General features: G+C 59.5%; 16 protein-coding genes. 9 read left to right on the forward strand and 7 right to left on the reverse strand.

The annotated features are described in order from the left end of the window. Nucleotides 1-4: 4 nt before the first annotated feature. The 9 genes from tcyN (at nucleotide 5) to L9059_RS19850 (ending at nucleotide 9,505) form a co-directional block, all read left to right on the forward strand. Complete coding sequence (gene tcyN, locus L9059_RS19810; protein ID WP_247292620.1) at nucleotides 5-760, forward strand: L-cystine ABC transporter ATP-binding protein TcyN; 756 nt, start codon at nucleotides 5-7, stop codon at nucleotides 758-760. A gap of 476 nt (nucleotides 761-1,236) precedes the next feature. Continuing rightward, nucleotides 1,237-1,983, forward strand: coding sequence for a hypothetical protein (locus tag L9059_RS19815; protein ID WP_247292621.1), 747 nt, complete (start codon nucleotides 1,237-1,239; stop codon nucleotides 1,981-1,983). A 216-nt stretch (nucleotides 1,984-2,199) separates the two neighbouring features. Next, nucleotides 2,200-3,441 (forward strand): SfnB family sulfur acquisition oxidoreductase, encoded by a 1,242-nt coding sequence (locus L9059_RS19820; protein ID WP_247292622.1) that lies wholly within the window; start codon nucleotides 2,200-2,202, stop codon nucleotides 3,439-3,441. 38 nt (nucleotides 3,442-3,479) lie between these two features. Next, nucleotides 3,480-4,673, forward strand: a complete 1,194-nt coding sequence (locus L9059_RS19825; RefSeq protein WP_247292623.1) for an SfnB family sulfur acquisition oxidoreductase — start codon at nucleotides 3,480-3,482, stop codon at nucleotides 4,671-4,673. Next, nucleotides 4,673-6,031, forward strand: a complete 1,359-nt coding sequence (locus L9059_RS19830) for an LLM class flavin-dependent oxidoreductase (RefSeq protein WP_247292624.1) — start codon at nucleotides 4,673-4,675, stop codon at nucleotides 6,029-6,031. Before L9059_RS19825 ends, L9059_RS19830 begins: the two co-directional genes overlap by 1 nt. A gap of 75 nt (nucleotides 6,032-6,106) precedes the next feature. Beyond that, a complete protein-coding gene (locus tag L9059_RS19835; RefSeq protein WP_247292625.1) occupies nucleotides 6,107-6,916 on the forward strand; it encodes a MetQ/NlpA family ABC transporter substrate-binding protein in 810 nt (269 codons plus the stop codon). Between the two features lie 2 nt (nucleotides 6,917-6,918). After that, nucleotides 6,919-8,040 (forward strand): methionine ABC transporter ATP-binding protein, encoded by a 1,122-nt coding sequence (locus tag L9059_RS19840; protein WP_247292626.1) that lies wholly within the window; start codon nucleotides 6,919-6,921, stop codon nucleotides 8,038-8,040. Beyond that, nucleotides 8,030-8,674, forward strand: a complete 645-nt coding sequence (locus L9059_RS19845) for a methionine ABC transporter permease (RefSeq protein ID WP_247292627.1) — start codon at nucleotides 8,030-8,032, stop codon at nucleotides 8,672-8,674. The genes L9059_RS19840 and L9059_RS19845 overlap by 11 nt, the downstream gene beginning before the upstream one ends. Nucleotides 8,675-8,875: 201 nt before the next feature. Further along, on the forward strand, nucleotides 8,876-9,505 hold the full coding sequence (locus L9059_RS19850; RefSeq protein WP_247292628.1) for a class I SAM-dependent methyltransferase: 630 nt from the start codon (nucleotides 8,876-8,878) through the stop codon (nucleotides 9,503-9,505). Between the two features lie 123 nt (nucleotides 9,506-9,628). Here the strand turns inward: L9059_RS19850 and L9059_RS19855 are convergent, their stop codons facing one another. The 7 genes from L9059_RS19855 to L9059_RS19885 form a co-directional block, all read right to left on the reverse strand. Continuing rightward, nucleotides 9,629-12,682 (reverse strand): efflux RND transporter permease subunit, encoded by a 3,054-nt coding sequence (locus L9059_RS19855; protein WP_247292629.1) that lies wholly within the window; start codon nucleotides 12,680-12,682, stop codon nucleotides 9,629-9,631. Next, nucleotides 12,679-13,746, reverse strand: a complete 1,068-nt coding sequence (locus L9059_RS19860; protein WP_247292630.1) for an efflux RND transporter periplasmic adaptor subunit — start codon at nucleotides 13,744-13,746, stop codon at nucleotides 12,679-12,681. The genes L9059_RS19855 and L9059_RS19860 overlap by 4 nt, the downstream gene beginning before the upstream one ends. Then, nucleotides 13,743-14,846, reverse strand: a complete 1,104-nt coding sequence (locus L9059_RS19865) for an efflux RND transporter periplasmic adaptor subunit (RefSeq protein WP_247292631.1) — start codon at nucleotides 14,844-14,846, stop codon at nucleotides 13,743-13,745. Before L9059_RS19865 ends, L9059_RS19860 begins: the two co-directional genes overlap by 4 nt. 178 nt (nucleotides 14,847-15,024) lie before the next feature. Further along, nucleotides 15,025-15,792 (reverse strand): RHS repeat-associated core domain-containing protein, encoded by a 768-nt coding sequence (locus L9059_RS19870; RefSeq protein ID WP_247292632.1) that lies wholly within the window; start codon nucleotides 15,790-15,792, stop codon nucleotides 15,025-15,027. Between the two features lie 104 nt (nucleotides 15,793-15,896). Beyond that, the gene (locus L9059_RS19875; RefSeq protein ID WP_247292633.1) at nucleotides 15,897-16,679 is read right to left on the reverse strand and encodes a MetQ/NlpA family ABC transporter substrate-binding protein; all 783 of its coding nucleotides are present in this window, start codon (nucleotides 16,677-16,679) and stop codon (nucleotides 15,897-15,899) included. A gap of 269 nt (nucleotides 16,680-16,948) precedes the next feature. Next, the gene (locus L9059_RS19880) at nucleotides 16,949-17,878 is read right to left on the reverse strand and encodes a sigma 54-interacting transcriptional regulator (protein WP_247292634.1); all 930 of its coding nucleotides are present in this window, start codon (nucleotides 17,876-17,878) and stop codon (nucleotides 16,949-16,951) included. Nucleotides 17,879-17,932: 54 nt separating this feature from the next. Beyond that, nucleotides 17,933-18,514 (reverse strand): alpha/beta hydrolase, encoded by a 582-nt coding sequence (locus tag L9059_RS19885; protein WP_247292635.1) that lies wholly within the window; start codon nucleotides 18,512-18,514, stop codon nucleotides 17,933-17,935. Nucleotides 18,515-18,735: the final 221 nt, after the last annotated feature.

Consider the following 18,735-nt stretch of genomic DNA (forward strand, 5'->3'; position numbering starts at 1 on the left):
CCCAATGATTGTCGTGGAAAAACTGACAAAACAGTTCAAGGGTCAGGTGGTGCTCAACGGCATCGACCTGGAGGTGAAGGCAGGCGAGGTGGTGGCGATCATCGGGCCTAGCGGTTCGGGCAAGACCACCTTCCTGCGCTGCCTGAACTTTCTCGAAGAACCCACCAGCGGCCGGATCAAGGTCGGCGACATCGAAATCGATGGCAGTCGTCCACTGAACCAGCAGCAAAGCCTGGTGCGCCGCTTGCGCCAGCACGTGGGCTTCGTGTTTCAGAACTTCAACCTGTTCCCCCATCGCACCGCCCTGGAAAATGTGATCGAAGGGCCGATCGTGGTGAAAAAAATCCCCCACACCGAGGCTGTTGCCCTAGGCAAAAAGCTTCTGGCCAAGGTCGGCCTGGCCGGCAAGGAAGACGCCTACCCAAGGCGCCTCTCAGGTGGCCAGCAACAGCGCGTGGCAATTGCCCGGGCGCTGGCGATGGAGCCGGAAGTGATTCTGTTCGATGAACCGACTTCAGCGCTGGACCCGGAACTGGTGGGCGAAGTGCTGGCGACTATCCGCGGCCTGGCCGAGGAGAACCGCACCATGGTCATCGTGACCCATGAAATGGGGTTCGCCCGGGATGTCGCCAACCGCGTGGTGTTTTTCGATAAGGGCGTGATCGTGGAACAAGGCGAGGCAAAAGCATTGTTTGCCAACCCTAAAGAAGAACGAACGAAACAATTCCTCAGCAAGTTTTTGAATAACGCTCACGCCTAATCCCCTGCAATACTCTTTAACTTCCAAGGATGGAAGTTCTCCCCTCGCTATAAATAACTCATTTAATTTTCGTGGCCTTGAAAGCAACTTGTTTGTGCTCGCGTGCGGTACATATCTATGTGCTGTCGCCATTTTTTCTGCGCTTGTAATCTTCTCCTCGCCCTGACCTTGCTGGCCGAAGTGCTTTCACTCCGGCCCTGATAATGCGTGTGCCGCACGTAGTGATGTTCGACTAACCGGCAGCGTTTAATACCCGCCGAACGTAGGATATTTCTGAATAGCCGTTGATATTGCGATTGGCCAAACCACTCTATTGACAGTTAATCGCGCAAACTTTTATCTAGCCCTCAATCGACGGCACTTATCACGCTCAATCATTAGTTAACCAAAAAATTAATGAACGGTTTTGCTGCTCGAACATTCGCGTTCTTTATGTTTCAGAAACGGACTTCGCTGCAAAACACCAAGGAGAACCCATGAAAAGCATCTCGAACACACCCGAACTGGCGATGCCGACGCTGGCACGTTCCCACAAGGGCGGCATCAACATTCACCTGGCAGCTCACCTGATGATGGACATAGCGCCCTATCCCGGCATGAGCGAAGGCGATCTGATCGAGTTGTATTGGGATGAGTGCTTCGTGGCGTCCAAGACCCTGGGCGCTGATGAGGTCGGGGCAACCGTCAGCCTGCGCGTACCGCAGAGCTTTATCGTCAACGGTATCGCCAGCGTGCATTACCGCCTGATGCAAATCGGCGCGGCGCCGGTTTTGTCGGCCGTCGAGCAGGTACAGGTCAAACTCGACTGTCCCGGCGGACAACCCCCGCCCCTGTGCGGCGATGAAAATCAGAACCTGGCTCCGGTGCAGATGCCCGAGACCATTTGCCGCAAAGGCGTCAATCCCAGTCAGATCAAGCGCGGCGTTCCCCTGACCATCGAGCCCTACCTCAACATGGCCGTTGACGACGAAATCACCCTGCGCTGGGGCGATGTGCGCATGGACCTGCCCAAACTCGACCGCACTGATATCGGCCACCCTATCCAGGTCTGGGTACCACCCGCGATCATCGAGGAAGCCGGCGAAGACCTGCACCTGGAAGTGACCTATTGCGTGCTCGACCGCCTGGGCAACAACTCTCGCTGGGCGCCGCCGCGCAGGCTGAAAATTGGCTGTGGCAAAACCTCTATCAAGCTCAAACCGAAACACCCTGGCGGGCAGTGAGATTCAGGCATACCGTCTATGCATATTCCTAAAAGTTAGTTTATTAATTTTTTATACACGTTTACGGTATATACACCGGACCACCGGACATTCTTGATTTCAGTCGCCGCCATTTCCCGCGGCGCTTCCATGAAGATGCGAGGTAGGTATGGTCCGGAACACAATCACCCGAGTGCAAAACGCCAGGGCATTGCGTGCAGCCAAGGAGTGGCACTGATGTCCAGTCTGGCAGATGCACTAGTCCAGAGTGATCTGGACATCGCCCCCTTGGTATTGCCAACGCAGGTCTTGCGCAACGATGCGCAAGCCATCGCGGCCGCCCGTGAACTCGCGCAGGCCGCGCGACTGCAAGCAGCCAGGCGCGACCAGCAGCGCACGTTGCCCTGGTCGGAAATCGAACAGTTCTCCCGCAGCGGCCTGGGCGGTATTTCCATCCCCCGTGAGTACGGCGGCCCACAGGTTTCATTCGTGACCCTGGCCGAGGTGTTCGCGATTATTTCCGCAGCCGACCCGGCGTTGGGACAGATCCCGCAGAACCAGTTCGGCATCCTTCATCTGTTGCTCGACAGCGCTACCGAGGCGCAAAAAAAACACCTGTTCACCAGCGTGCTGGAGGGCTGGCGGATCGGTAACGCAGGTCCCGAGCGTGGCACCAAAAACACTCTGGAGCTCAAAGCGCGAATCAGCCCCAGCGGCGACAATTTCGTAGTCAACGGCCAGAAGTTCTATTCCACCGGCGCGCTGTTCGCCCATTGGGTTGCGGTCAAGGCGCTCAACGACGACGGCAAGCAAGTGCTGGCCTTCGTCCGTCGCGGCACACCGGGTTTGCGCATCGTTGATGACTGGTCGGGTTTTGGCCAGCGCACCACCGCCAGCGGCACCATCCTGCTTAACAACGTGCCGGTTGAACCTGAACTGGTGGTGGATAACTGGAAGATCAACGACAAACCCAATTTCCAGGGCGCCGTATCGCAGCTGATTCAAGCAGCGATTGACGCCGGTATCGCCCGGGGCGCGATTGACGATGCCATTGGATTCGTGAAAACCCGTGCCCGGCCATGGATCGATGCCAAGGTCGAGCGAGCCTGCGACGATCTCTATGTGATTGCCGACATCGGCAAGCTGAAAATCGAACTGCACGCTGCCGAAGCACTGTTGCGCAAGGCCGGCAAAGTTCTCGATGAGGTTAGCGCCGCGCCGCTGACTGCCGAATCCGCCGCCCGCGCCTCGATTGCCGTGGCCGAAGCCAAAGTAATGACCACCGAGATCTCGCTACTGGCCAGCGAAAAACTCTTCGAGCTGGCCGGCAGCCGCGCCACCCTCGCCGAATTCAATCTCGACCGCCACTGGCGCAACGCCCGGGTGCACACGTTGCACGACCCGGTGCGCTGGAAGTACTACGCCGTCGGCACTTACCACTTGAACGGCACCTTGCCGGCTCGTCATTCCTGGATTTGACCACCAGAACACTTTTGACCAGATTTCCGGAGAAGCACATGCCTCTTTCTCACCACGTCGCGGTCATAACCGGCGATGAGCAAGCCTTGGTCGTCGCCAGTGACCTGGCCGATGACTTCAGACGCGACAGCGCCCTGCGCGACCACGAACGCCGTTTGCCCCACCCTGAACTTGAAGTGTTTTCCCGCTCCGGCCTGTGGGGCATCAGCGTGCCGAAAGAATATGGCGGCGCTGGCGTTTCCAACGTCACGCTGGCCAAGGTCATCGCCCTGATCGCCCAGGCCGACGGCTCCCTCGGACAGATTCCGCAAAACCATTTCTACGCCCTCGAAGTGTTGCGGGTGAACGGCAGTGAAGAGCAGAAAACACGCCTGTACGCCGAAGTACTGGCTGGCCAGCGCTTCGGCAATGCGCTCGCCGAACTGGGAACCAAGACCGCCCACGACCGCGTCACGCGCCTGACCCGAGAGGGCGACGGCTATCGCATCAATGGCCGCAAGTTCTACGCCACCGGCGCGATCTATGCCCAGCGCATTCCCACTTCAGTGGTGGATGAGCACGGCGTACAGCAACTGGCATTCGTGCCACGTGACAGCAAACGCCTGACCGTAATCGACGACTGGAGCGGCTTCGGCCAGCGCACTACCGGCAGCGGTTCGGTAGTGTTCGAGGATGTATTTGTCGCAGCTGAGGACGTGATCCCGTTTCAGAGCGCTTTCGAACGACCAACGCCGGTCGGCCCCCTGGCGCAGATTCTCCACGCCGCCATCGACACCGGTATCGCCCGCGCCGCCTATGAAGATGCACTGCATTTCGTGCGCACCAAGACCCGCCCGTGGATTGACGCCACCCACGAAAAAGCCACTGAAGACCCGCTGACCATCAAGAGCTTCGGCCACTTGAGCATTCGCCTGCACGCCACCGAAGCGCTGCTGGAACGCGCCGGCGAATACCTCGACAAGGCCCAGGCCGACACCAATGCCCAGACCGTCGCAGCGGCCTCGATAGCCGTCGCCGAAGCCCGCGCCATCAGCACTGAAATCTCCCTCGCGGCGGGCAGTACGCTGTTCGAATTGGCCGGCAGCCAGGCAACCCTGATCGAACATGGGCTGGATCGCCACTGGCGCAACGCTCGGGTGCACACCCTGCACGACCCGGTGCGCTGGAAATACCATGCCGTGGGCAACTACTACCTCAACGATGAAAACCCGCCACTGCGGGGGACCATCTGATGGCTGTCACCAGGAAGAAGATCCTGCTCAATGCGTTCAACATGAACTGCATCGGGCACATCAACCACGGCCTGTGGACCCATCCACGGGACAACTCCACCCAATACAAAACCATCGAATACTGGACTGAGCTGGCGCAGCTGCTGGAGCGCGGACTGTTCGATGGCTTATTCATCGCCGACATTGTCGGGGTGTATGACGTCTACCAGAACTCGGTAGACGTGCCGCTCAAAGAGTCGATCCAGTTACCGGTCAACGATCCCCTGCTGCTGGTTTCAGCCATGGCCGCCGTCACCCGTAACCTTGGATTCGGCCTGACAGCGAACCTGACATATGAGCCGCCGTACCTGTTCGCCAGGCGCATGTCCACGCTCGACCACCTGAGCCGAGGCCGGGTCGGCTGGAACATCGTCACCGGCTATCTCGACAGCGCTGCCAAGGCCATGGGCTTGAGCGAACAGGTCGAACACGACCGTCGCTACGACCAGGCTGACGAATATCTGCAAGTGCTCTACAAACTCTGGGAAGGCAGCTGGGAGAACGGCGCGGTGGTCAACGACTCCGTGCAGCGCATATATGCGCAGCCAGACAAAGTGCACAAGGTCGAGCACCAGGGTGAGTTCTATCAGGTCGAGGGCTATCACCTCTGCGAACCGTCACCGCAGCGTACCCCGGTACTGTTCCAGGCCGGCAGCTCGGATCGCGGCTTGCTGTTTGCCGGGCGTCACGCCGAGTGCGTGTTTATCAGCGGGCAGAACAAACCGTCGACCAAGGTCCAGGTGGACAAGGTGCGCGCCAGTGCCGTCGAAGCTGGGCGCAATCCCGAGGACATCAAGGTCTTCATGGGCCTGAACGTGATCGTCGGCGAAACATCCGAGCAGGCCTGGACCAAGCACGCCGAGTACCTGAGCTATGCCAGCGCCGAAGCTGGCGTCGCGCATTTTTCGGCCTCCACGGGCATCGATTTATCCGAGTACGCGCTTGATGAACCGATCCCGTACGTGAAAAGCAACGCCATCCAGTCCGCGACCAAGAACCTGCAGAACAACGACTGGAGCCGAGGCAAATTGCTCGAACAACACGCCCTCGGTGGCCGTTACATCACCGTGGTCGGTTCGCCTGAGCAAGTGGCCGATGAGCTGGAATCGTGGATCGCTGAAACCGGCCTGGACGGCTTCAACCTGACGCGCATCGTCACGCCGGAAAGCTATGTGGATTTCATCGAGCTGGTGATTCCGCAGCTGCAGCGTCGAGGCTCGTACAAGACCGCTTACGACGACGGCAGCCTGCGGGAAAAGCTGTTTCGCGGTGAGGCGCATTTGCCTGCGCAGCACATTGGCTCCGAGTTCCGCCGCTAAAAGCATCGCGATGCCTGCTCGCGATGAGGCCCAACCAAACACCCAAATTTTCATGCACTGACTGGAAAAACCATCATGACCAAAAAACGTCTCTCTCACCCAGTAAAAGCACTGGCCCTGGCCTTAGGTCTCTTCAGTTCGGTGATCTTCGCCGCTGATCCACCACTGAGAGTCGGCACCACCGCCGCCTTTGCCATTCCCCTGGAAGCCGCAGTCGAAGAAGCCAACAAGCAAGGCCTTAAGGTCGAGCTGGTTGAATTCAGCGACTGGATCGCCCCCAACGTCAGCCTCGCCGCCGGCGACATCGATGTGAACTATTTCCAGCACATCCCGTTCCTGGAAAATGCCAAGGCCGCTGCGGGTGTTGACCTGGTGCCGTTCGCGCCGGGAATCATCAACAATGTCGGTCTCTACTCGAAAAAATACAAAAGCTTCGACGAGCTGCCAGAAGGCGCCACCGTCGCGATCGCCAACGACCCGATCAACAGCGGCCGCGGCCTGCAACTGTTGGCCAAGGCCGGGCTGATCACCCTAAAACAGGGTGTCGGCTACAAGGCCACCGAAGAGGACATCATCGCCAATCCGAAGAAAATCAAGATTCTCCAAGTCGAAGCAGTGCAATTGGTACGAGCTTACGATGACGCCGACCTGGTGCAGGGCTACCCGGCCTACATCCGCCTGTCCAAGACCTTTGACGCCGGCTCTGCCCTGCTGTTCGACGGCCTTGATCACAAGGAATACATCATCCAGTTTGTGATCCAGCCAAAGAGAAAAACCGACCCGCGCCTGATCAAGTTCGTCGACATTTACCAGCATTCGCCAGCCGTTCGCGCAGCCCTGGATCAAGCCCACGGCAAGCTCTATCAAGCTGGCTGGGAAAGCTGAGAATGAACGCTGCCACCCAACTGCGACTGGATGTTCCAGAGCAACGTAATGCGCAACAAGGCGAGCGGCACCCGGACCTGAATCGCGCCCACGTGCGCTTCGTTGGCCTGGGCAAAACCTACAACGGCCAGCAGGGTCCGGTAGCGGCACTGCACGGCATCGACCTGGCGATCCAGCGCGGCGAAGTGTTCGGCATCATCGGCCGTAGCGGTGCCGGCAAGTCGTCGCTGATCCGCACCATTAACCGTCTCGAACAACCGAGCAGCGGTCGGGTGCTGATCGATCAGGTAGACATCGGCGAGTTCGATGAAGACCGCCTGGTGGCGCTGCGCAGACGCATTGGCATGATCTTCCAGCACTTCAACCTGATGTCCGCCAAGACGGTGTGGCAGAACGTCGAGTTGCCGCTGAAAGTCGCCGGAGTGCCCAAGGAAAAGCGCGAGCGCAAAGTGCGCGAGCTGCTGGAACTGGTTGGTCTGGAAGGCAAACACAAGGCCTACCCGGCGCAGCTGTCCGGCGGGCAGAAACAACGAGTGGGTATCGCACGGGCCCTGGTACATGACCCGGCGATTCTCCTGTGCGACGAAGCGACTTCGGCACTGGACCCGGAGACCACGCAATCAATCCTCGGCCTGCTGCGCGAGATCAACCAGCGCCTGGGGCTGACCATCGTGCTGATCACCCACGAGATGGCGGTGATCCGCGACATCTGCGACCGCGTGGTGGTGTTGGAGCACGGACAAATCGTCGAACAGGGCCCGGTCTGGGAAGTGTTTGGCGACCCGCAGTATGAAGTCAGCAAAACCCTGCTCGCGCCGCTGCAGCACGCCCTGCCGCAGGAATTGCAGAGCCGTTTGCAGCCGCAACCACAGTCCCCGAACGCCGCCGTGGTGCTGCGCCTGCAGTTCACCGGCAGCGCCACTGACGAGCCCGACCTGGCCGCGTTGTTCAGCGCCCTCGGCGGTCGCGTGCGCTTGCTGCAAGGTGGTGTGGAGCGGATTCAGGGACATGCCCTCGGGCAACTGCTACTGGCGGTCTCAGGCTCGTCACTCGGGGCACAGCAATTGCGCCAACGCGCCGGGCAATGGGCGCAACAGGTAGAGGTGCTTGGCTATGTGGTTTGATCGGTTGCTGCAAGGCTTTATCGACACCTTTCTGATGGTGGGAGTGTCGTCATTGATCGCGCTGCTGGCGGGCATTCCGCTGGCGGTGATTCTGGTGACCAGCGCCAAGGGCGGCATCTACGAAGCTCCGGCGCTGAACCGCGCACTGGGTGCGTTCGTGAACCTGTTCCGCTCAATTCCGTTTTTGATCTTGATGGTGGCTTTGATTCCGTTCACCCGGCTGATCGTTGGCACCACCTACGGCGTCTGGGCTGCCGTGGTGCCCCTGACGATTGCCGCTACGCCGTTTTTTGCGCGCATTGCCGAGGTCAGCCTGCGCGAGGTGGATCATGGGCTGATCGAAGCGGCGCAAGCGATGGGCTGCCGGCGCTGGCACATTATCTGGCACGTGCTGTTGCCTGAAGCGCTGCCGGGGATTGTTGGCGGGTTCACCATCACCCTGGTCACCATGATCAACTCATCGGCCATGGCCGGGGCGATTGGTGCCGGCGGGTTGGGTGACATCGCTTATCGGTACGGCTATCAGCGGTTTGATAGCCAGATCATGTTGACGGTGATTGTGTTGCTGGTGGTGTTGGTGGCGATGATCCAGCTGGGCGGGGATCGCCTGGCGCGAGGTCTCAACAAACGCTGACCCAGCCCCTTGTAGGAGCGAGCGTGCTCGCGATGGACGTCAACGATTACGCAGGCTTACAGAACGCACGCATCGTTCTTGAATTTTTCGCGAGCAAGCTCGCTCCTACAGGGAATGCGGCTTGCTCGCGAATGGGCTGCGCAGCAGCCGCCTGCTTCATGGCGTATATTCGGCGCATCCCCATTGCCCGCGCAGCCCACCATGAAACAGACCCCCGACGACCTGGAAAAAATCACCTCCACTACCCTGGACCATTACAACTCGGTCGCCGAGGGGTTTCGCGAGGGGACTCGTGATCATGATGTCAGCCAGAATATCGACGCGCTGTTGCGGCATATCCAGGGCACCGCGCCGTTCGACATTCTCGATTTTGGCTGTGGCCCGGGTCGCGACCTGCAGACGTTTACCCGCATGGGCCACACGGCTGTGGGCCTCGACGGCTCTGAGCAGTTCGCGCAGATGGCGCGCACTGACAGCGGCTGTGAAGTGTGGCAGCAGGACTTTCTGAAACTGGATTTGCCTGATGAGCGCTTCGACGGGATTTTTGCCAATGCAGTGCTGTTCCATATCCCGCGCCAGGAGTTGTCGAGGGTGCTAGAGCAATTGCGCGGAGCGTTGAAGCCCGGTGGCGTGTTGTTCAGTTCAAACCCTCGCGGGCAGAACCAGGAAGGTTGGAATGGGCCGCGGTATGGGGCTTATCACGACTGGCAGGCGTGGCAGCAATTGCTGATCGAGGCGGGGTTTGTGGAGTTGGAGCATTACTACCGGCCGGCCGGGCTGCCGCTGGAGCAGCAGCCTTGGTTGGCGAGTGTGTGGCGCAAGCCCGGGTAATCTGGCAGGACGCCATCGCGGGCAAGCCCGCTTCCACAGTGATAAAGGTAGGACCACAAATGTATGATCCTCCCTGATACCTGTGGGAGCGGGCTCGCCCGCGATGAGCGCGAAGCGCTCGCTTTACTGCGCGTCCGGTTTCGGCTCGCGAATTTTGTACCAGGCCACATACAGCGCCGGCAGAAACAGCAGCGTCAACAAGGTTGCGATGATGATCCCGCCAATCATCGCGTAGGCCATCGGCCCCCAGAACACTTCCCGGGCAATCGGGATCATCCCCAGGCTCGCCGCTGCTGCCGTCAGCAGAATCGGCCGGCGCCGATGTTCTGTGGCTTGCACCACCGAGTCCCACGGCGAGTAGCCGTCTTTCTCGAAGGCCTCGATCTGCGTCACCAGGATCACCGAGTTACGGATGATGATACCGATCAGCGCGAGAATCCCCAGGATTGCCACGAAACCCATCGGCGTGCCGGTCGGGATCAGCGCCAGCACCACGCCGATCAAGCCGAGCGGCGCGACGCTGGCGACCAGGAACAGCTTCTGCACGCTTTGCAACTGGATCATCAGGAGCGTCGCCATCAGGAACAGCATCAGTGGCACGACCTTGGCGATCGGGCCCTGAGCCTTGCCACTTTCCTCGACCGTACCACCGGTGGCGACCTTGTAGCCGACCGGCAATGTCGAGGCGAACTGGTCGATGGCCGGCTTGAGTTGTTTGACCAGATCGGTCGGCTGAATCTCATCTCGCACTGCCGCCTTGATGGTGATCGTCGGCTTGCGGTCGCGACGCCAAACCAGGGGCTGCTCAAGTTCATATTGCACGGTGGCGAACGATAACAGCGGAATCGACGTACCACTTGGGGTAACGATCTGCAGGTTCTGCAGGGTCTCAGGCGTGCCACGTTCGGCGTCCACCGCGCGCCCCACCACGTTGATCAGATAGATATCGTCATCCACCTGGGTCACGGGCGCACCCACCACGATGCTGTTCATCAGGTTGGCCACGTCTTCCGAGGACAGCCCCAGCTGCCGCGCCTTGTCCTGGGCGATGTCGATGCGCAGGACTTTGCCCGGCTCGTTCCAGTCGTAGATGATCTCGCCAATGTGCGAGTTCTTGTCCAGTTCAGTGGCCAGCGCGATCGCATGCTTGCGCACTTGATCGATATCCTTGCCGCTGACCCGGTACTGGATCGGCCGCCCTACCGGCGGGCCCATCTCCAGGGCCTGGACGTAGCTGCCAATGCCGACGAAATCCTTGCGCAGACGCTCACGCAAACGCTGGCTCAGGGCCGTGCGCGATTCCAGCCCCTTGCTGACGATGACCAATTGCGCGTAGTACGGGTTCTGCAGTTGCTGGTCGAGGGGAAGGTAGAAACGGATCGCACCTTCACCGATGTAAGTGCTCCAGCGCACAATGTCCGGGTCGCCCTTGAGCGTTTCTTCGAGCCTGTCCACCGCCTTGCGGGTTTCAGCGATGGAAGCGTTTTGCGGCAGGTTCAGGTCGACGAGAATTTCCGGACGGTCAGAGGACGGGAAGAACTGGTTCTGCACAAATTGCATGGAGTACACCGACGCCAAGAACAGCGCAATGGTAATTCCGATCGCCCACCAGCGATTGCGCATGGCCCACAACATGCCCCCGTTGAACGCCCGCCCGACGCGGCCGGGTTCGGCGTTGTGCGGCTTCACATTGGCGCTGAGAATATGCACGCCGATCACCGGGGCAAACAGCACCGCAACCACCCATGACACCAGCATCGCCACCGCGATTACCGCAAACAGCGTGAAGGTGTACTCGCCAGCCGAGCTGGCGTTGAGGCCGATCGGCACGAAGCCGGCAACGGTCACCAGCGTACCGGTGAGCATCGGGAAAGCCGTCGAGGTGTAGGCGAACGTCGCCGCCTGCTCCTTGGTTTCGCCCATTTCCAGGCGCGTGACCATCATCTCGACCGTGATCATTGCGTCGTCCACCAGCAGGCCAAGGGCAATGATCAAGGCGCCGAGGGAGATCCGCTGCATGGTAATGCCGCTGTACTCCATGAAGACGAAGACCATCGCCAGCACCAGCGGAATCGAGCAAGCCACCACCAGCCCGGCACGCACGCCGAGGCTGATGAAGCTGACGATCAGCACGATCACCACCGCCTCGAACAGAGCGCTGGTAAAGCCGCCGACTGCTTTTTCCACCACTTCCGCCTGGTCGGAAACGCTGTGCACGCCCACGCCCACCGGCAGGTCGGCAGTCAGTTCCTCCATGCGTTGATGCAGGGCCTTGCCGAAGTCCTGGATGTTGCCACCCTTCTTCATGGCGATTGCCAGGCCGATGGCGGTCTGGCCATTGAAACGGAATTCGGGCGTTGCCGGGTCAACGTAGCCGCGGCTAATTTCCGCGATGTCGGCCAGGCGATAGAAACGATCATTGAGTTTGAGATTGACGTCAGCCAGGTCTTTTTCGGAATCGAACTGGCCGGAAGTGCGTACCGAGATCCGCTCTGGACCTGCCTCGATCACACCTGCAGGGGTCACCGCGTTCTGCGATTGCAGGCTCTGCACCACCTGGCGCTGATCAATGCCCAAAGCCGCGAGTTTGCGAGTGGAGAAATTCAGGTAGAGCACTTCGTCCTGCTCGCCAACCATCTCGACTTTGCCCAACCCTGGTACGTCGCGGATCTGCGCGCGGACCTGTTCGACATAGTCGCGCAACTGGCGCAGCGACAGTCCATCCGTGGTGAAGGCGTACACCGAACCGAACACGTCGCCGAACTCGTCGTTGAATCCCGGCCCTTGCAGGCCCTTGGGGAAGTCGCCGCGAATGTCGTTGATCTTCTTGCGCACCTGGTACCAGATTTCCGGGATGTCCTTGGCACTGGTGGTGTCGCGAAGGTAGACGAACACCGTGGATTCACCGGGTCTGGTGTAACTTTTGACGTAGTCGAGGGAGTCGAGCTCTTCGAGTTTTTTCTCGATGCGATCTGTGACCTGCTTGAGGGTTTCTTCCTGGGTCGCGCCCGGCCAACGGGTCTGGATGACCATGGTCTTGATGGTGAACGAGGGGTCTTCCTCACGGCCCAGGTTCATGTAGGAGAACACGCCCATCAGCAGCGCGACGAACATCAAATACCACACAAACGACTGATGCTTGAGGGCCCATTCGGATAAATTGAAACTCCCTTTCATTGCGGGCTTTCCTCGTCGATTTTTACTTTTTGCCCGGGTTTCAGGCTGTTCACGCCGGCGCTGACCACGCGCTCGCCAGACTTCACGCCGTCGGCCAGTACCACCGTGCTGTCAGTGCGGCTGATGAGGTGAACGTCTCGCGGCGAAACGGTTTGGGTTTGTGCATCGATCACCCAGATTCGCGACTTGCCATCGACCTCTTGCAAGGCGCTGACCGGCAATTCGATCCGCGGCTTGATCGCCGAGCTGAGGGTCACGCTGATGGCTGTGCCCAGGCGAAAACCCGGTGGCGAATCGGTCAAGGTCAGGCGCGCGCGCCGGGTGCGAGTTGCACTTTGCGCCTGGGGTTCGATTTCGCGAACGATGGCGGTGGCGGTGGTGCTCGGATCGAGCTGCGAGGCGACCTGGAACACCACATCCGTGGGCAACTGGTCGACCAGGGTGTCCGGCAGGTCGATCACCGCTTCCTTTATATCAGGCCGCGCCAGGGTCACCACTTGCTGACCTGCAGTGACGACTTGGCCGGCTTCGGCATTCCACGCGGTGACGATGGCCTTGTGGTCGGTGCGCAGCTCGACGTAGCCAAGTTGGTCTTTGGCCTGATCGACGGCCGCCTTGGCTTGATCAAGGGACGCCTGGGTGGTTTTCAGGTCAGTCTGGGCGATGTCCAACTGGGCCTGCGCGCCCACCCCGCGATTGAACAGCTCCTGCTGGCGTCGGGCATTGGCCTGGGCGTTGATGAACTGAGCCTGGATCTTCGCCAGATCGCCCTGGGCAGCGCGCAGCTGGTTCTGCTGATCCGTGGGATCAAGTGTGGCAAGCAAGGCGCCCTTCTCGACTTCGGCACCCACATCGACATTACGGCTGGCAATGCGCCCGGGCACGCGGAAGCCGACGTTGCTCTCATAACGCGCCTGGATATTGCCGGCGAAGCGCCCGAGATTTTCCTCGTTGAGCGCCAGCACCTTGATGAACAGCACCGGACGCACCGGCTCCGGTGGCGCTTCTTTCTTCGAGCAGGCCGCCAGCATGACGCTGGCTAAAACCAGCAACAGGCGCTTCATGGCTGGTTCCCCACTTCAAGATCCTTGTAGGTGTTCTCGGCGATTTCGACCTTCGCCCCAGGGTGCAACAACTGGCCGCCGGCGGTGACGACTCTGTCACCAGCGTTCAGGCCGTCGCTAATAATGACTTTGCCGGTCAGGTATCGGCCAACAGTGACCGTATGCAGCTCCACCTTGCCTTCGCCATCCACTTTCCACACGGCAGGCTCACTGATTTTTTTGGTCAGCGCCGACCACGGCAGCACGACGGCGGTTTTGCCCGGAGTCTTGGCCGTAGCGCTCACCACCGAACCCAACTGCATGCCATCAGGCAAACCATCGAGTGTGACCTTGACCTGTACAGTGCCGCTTTGCGCAGAGACGGCTGGGGTAACTTCGCGCACGGTGCCAGTGGTCTTGATCGAGGGGTCGTCGAGCAGGCTGACGACCACCGTTTTGTCCTCCGGGGCTTGGGTCAGCAGCGACTCATAGACGTTGAACACCGCATCGCGCTCGCCGTCCCGGGCCAGACTGAAAATCGGCACCGTAGCCTGCACCACCTGGCCGACTTCAGCCTGGCGCGCGGTAATCACGCCCGGTGCGTCGGCAATCAGTGAGGTGTAGCTCAGTTGCTCACGGGCATTGGCCAGTTGCGCTTGGGCGGCGGCCAGCGCGCTTTGGCTGCTACGCAGTGCGGCTTGGGCGGAATCGTATTCGCTGTGGCTGGTGTAGCCCTTGGGCAGGAGCTTTTGCTGGCGTACGAACGCCGCGGCGGTCTGTTTGACCCGCGCCTGTTCGGCGGTGACCTGGGCTTGCGCCGAGTCGACGTTGGTCTGCAGGGCCTTGGGGTCCAGCTTGGCCAACACCTGCCTGGCCGTCACGCGATCCCCGACATCGACCATACGCTGGATGATCTTGCCGCCGACCCGGAACGACAGTTCGGTCTGCACCCGTGCCTGGACATCCCCCGTGAGGGTCACCGAGGCTGCGTAATCCGCCGGTTTGACCTCCTGCACGAACACCCGTGGACGGTCCTTCTCGACCGGTTTTTCGTCACCGCAGGCAGTCAACAAAGCCACAAGGCTCAGCCCAACCACCAGTTTTAATCCAGGACCAGCCATGCAGACTCCTTTGCGTAGTACGGGCGTGCGATTGTCGATACGACTGTGAGCTTAGAACAGGGTTCAACCTTCGCCCTGGAGAAGCTCGCAAAGACTGCCATCTTATGTTTTTTGTGGCTCAAACCCCTGTTGAAAGCAAAAGATCGGCGCAACTTCGGGGTGGCGGCACTCGCTGGCGTTAAAGACGAATGTTTTTATTGATCTCGTCAATGCTGGAAGGATCGGCGCTCGTGCGGCTCACGTGGTCATGAGCCAGCGAATTGCTCGCTCTGCGCGTACTGGTCGGCGAAGAAGCCGGTGTCGAAGGGACGACAGGGTCAGGGGGAGCGGATGGCTGCAGTGCCTTGGGATTTTTATAGACTGCCGGCTTGGGCCCGCTGAAAGCCTTTTGCAGCGCAGCAGCCCTGTTTACCTTATGAGCGCGAAAAGCGTAACCAACCGACACCACCGTTGGAATCATGGACAGCACGCTCAACGCTGCCATGACAATGAGCAGCGGATTCTGGGCAGAGTTATCCGGGTCACTGGCATTCATGCTGGCCCTCGCAGTGCCTACCACTCCACTTATAAAACCCGTCACTGCTGCTGCGGCGCCCCAGTAAACGGCTTTTCTTCCAAAAGCTGCAGATAGCGGCGAGCTTGCGGTTTTCATTCCCACAACAGACAGGCCTGCGCAAGCCAGCCCGGCAGTACCTGACACCAAACCCACGACATTTATTCCAACGACCAACGGCGCTATCCATTGGCCAGTTGGGTCGGTGAAATTTACTGGATCGCCCTGACAATTGGCGTACGAATTCGACCCGCCGCGACTGAACGGACTCAACTTGTCAGGACCGTTAAAGCGCATCAGCACCGGGTTGAACGCACGATGACCGTTACCCAGCAGGTAGTGCCCGGTGACCGCGTCACACCGTTCGCCGCTGAAATTCAGCAAACTGCTCAATCCGCTCGGCGACACCTATCAGAAATGCGAGTAAAGGGCATAAAAAAACGCCGACGCTGTATCAGCCGTCGGCGTTTGCAACCGTGATGTGGTTAGCGAAGAAATCAGAACGCAGGCAGTACCGCGCCGCTGTATTTCTTCTCGATGAAAGCCTTCACTTCAGGACTGGTCAAAGCCTTGGCCAGTTTCTGGATGGCTACGCTGTCCTTGTTGTCCGGGCGGGCCACCAGGAAGTTCACGTAAGGTGAATCGGCACCTTCGATGACCAGTGCATCTTTAGCCGGGTTCAGGCCGGCTTCCAGCGCGTAGTTGGTGTTGATCATGTCCAGGTCGACCTGGTCCAGAACACGCGGCAGCATGGCCGATTCGAGTTCCTTGAACTTGAAGTTATGCGGGTTCTTGGCAATGTCCTTCGGGGTGGCCAGGGCGTTTTTCGGGTCTTTCAACTCGATCAAGCCAGCCTTCTGCAGCAGGATCAGGGCACGGCCGCTGTTGCTGCCTTCGTTCGGGATCGCGATGGTCGCGCCGTCTTTGAGCTCCGCCAGGCTTTTGACTTTCTTGGAGTAGCCACCGAACGGTTCGACGTGCACGCCGATCACGGTCACCAGGTTAGTGCCTTTACCTTCGTTGAAGCTGTTCAGGTACGGCAGGGTCTGGAAGTAGTTAGCGTCCAGACGCTTCTGATCGACCTGAACGTTCGGCTGAACGTAGTCGGTGAACACTTTGATTTCCAGGTCCACGCCTTCTTTGGCGAGGGTTGGCTTGATCAGTTCGAGAATCTCGGCGTGTGGAACCGGAGTCGCCGCCACCACCAATTTTTCGCCGGCCTGGGCCAGGCCCGTAGTCAGGGCAGCCGCCAATGCGGTGAACAACAGAACCTTTTTCATGCAGTGTCCTTATCGAAAAACGCGGTCGTCATCGACGACGGCTAAAAGTATGAGTGCCATAGAAGTGCTATCGCTGGCGTGAGGCGGACAATACCGGGATTTTTTATTCCTGAACAATATCTTTTATTCACTTTGATATTCCATTTTGTTCATACACGACATCGCGCGTGCCCTCTGTAGGCGCGAGCTTGCTCGCGAAGCACGCGAAGGCACCGCAGGCATTCTGAAAATCGCGTTATCGTTGACCTCCATCGCCAGCAAGCCCGCTCCTACAGTAGGGAGGCGCTCTTTAGAAGTAGTTTCAGGGCGGCCTTTTCGGCATTGGAACCCTTTGCAAGAACATGCTTGAGGTGCTGTTCAATTTGCTCAAGCGCACTCGGCACTCCCGGCAAATTCAAATGCTCCGGCAGAATCTCGTCACCGGTGCTTACCAGCAACGCAAAGTGAATGACGTTCTCCAGCTCCCGGGTATTACCCGGCCAACTGTGCTGTTCCAGCACCTGCTGCGCGGCCTCGCTAATCAACGGTACCGGCAGGTCCAGGCGCTGGCTGTAGATGCCGATGAAATACTCGGACAACGACAGAATGTCACCCACTCGCTCGCGCAACGCCGGCAGCTCCAACTGGCCTTCGCTGAGGTAGTGATACAAGCGCTCGTGGAATTTCCCGGCAGCTACCGCTTGCGCCAGGTCAATGCTGGTCGCCGCCACCAGCCGCACATCCACAGGGCTTGGTTGATGAGCACCCACGCGTATGACCTCGTGATTCTCCAGGGCCGCAAGCAACTTGGTCTGAATCGGCTGCGGCAGGTCGCCGATCTCGTCCAGGTACAAGGTGCCGCCATTGGCTGAGCCAAACCAGCCGGCACGACTGCTCGCTGCACCGGTGTAGCTGCCGGCTGCATAACCGAACAATTCGGCATCGGCGTAGGTCGGGCTGATAGCGCCACAATTGACCGAGACGAACAGGCCGCTCCGATCACTGGCACGATGGATCTGCCGCGCAAGCAGCTCCTTGCCGCTACCGGTTTCGCCACGAATCAACACAGAGATCGTGCGCGGCGCCAATTGCTCAAGCTCCTGGCGCAACTGCCGCGAGCGTGGGTCGACAAACACCAGCGCCTTGGCGCGGATACTCAGTGGGCTTTTTTCTGCGTCGGGAAAGGTCAGCAGGGGCTGACTGAAGGTTTCAAAATTCATCGCAGACTCCCGCCCAAAACCGTCGTAAGACGAGGGCGCTTGAAAAAATAAAAATCAGGCGCGACGTAGTGCGTGATGTTCCATGCGGTTCTGCAGCCGATACAGGTAGGCAAAACCCTGCTCCCAGCGCTGGTGGCCGGACTTCACATTAATGTGCCCTGCCCCTGCCAGAATCCCCGCCTCGGCCCCCCAGTTGCGCGCCAGTTCCAGCGCCCGTGGGGCAGTGACGGCACTATCGTTGTCGGAGCTGACGACCTGACTCGGGAATGGCAGCAGATCGGTCGGAATCGGCGCGAAGTTGCGCAAGGCGGGCGCGCAGGCAGGACGCTCGACGTCCGCCGGGGCTACCAGCAACGCGCCGCGCACCTGACGCAAAACCTGCACGGGCGCGGCAGCCGCCCAGTGGGCAACCGTGATGCAGCCCAGGCTATGAGCGATCAGGATGACCGGCGTACTGTCGGTGACAATCGCCTCGGCCAGCGCGGCAACCCAGTCTTCACGACGCGGCGTCAGCCAGTCGGCCTGCTCCACCCGTGAGCTGTTCGGCAAACTGTTCTGCCAGTGGCTCTGCCAATGATCATCTGGCGATCCTTGCCAGCCCGGCACAATCAGGTAGCGAATTGATTCGTTGCGCATGGGGGAGCTCTCCTGCTGCGTGTCTGTTCCTGATCGAGTATAGGGAGTGGAGTTATATTCGTTAAGGAATAAGAAGCTATTTGTTAATGCCCAAAAAGAATATAAAGAACAATTACTTCAGGTAGTCCAGAAATAAAAAAGGGGCCGCACCCTGCCAAGGAGACGGCCCCGGAAAACTTAATTCTGTTCGCGCGGTGATCACCACCTGCAGACAGTCCACC

Source organism: Pseudomonas violetae, assembly GCF_023072615.1.
Taxonomy (GTDB): domain Bacteria; phylum Pseudomonadota; class Gammaproteobacteria; order Pseudomonadales; family Pseudomonadaceae; genus Aquipseudomonas; species Aquipseudomonas violetae.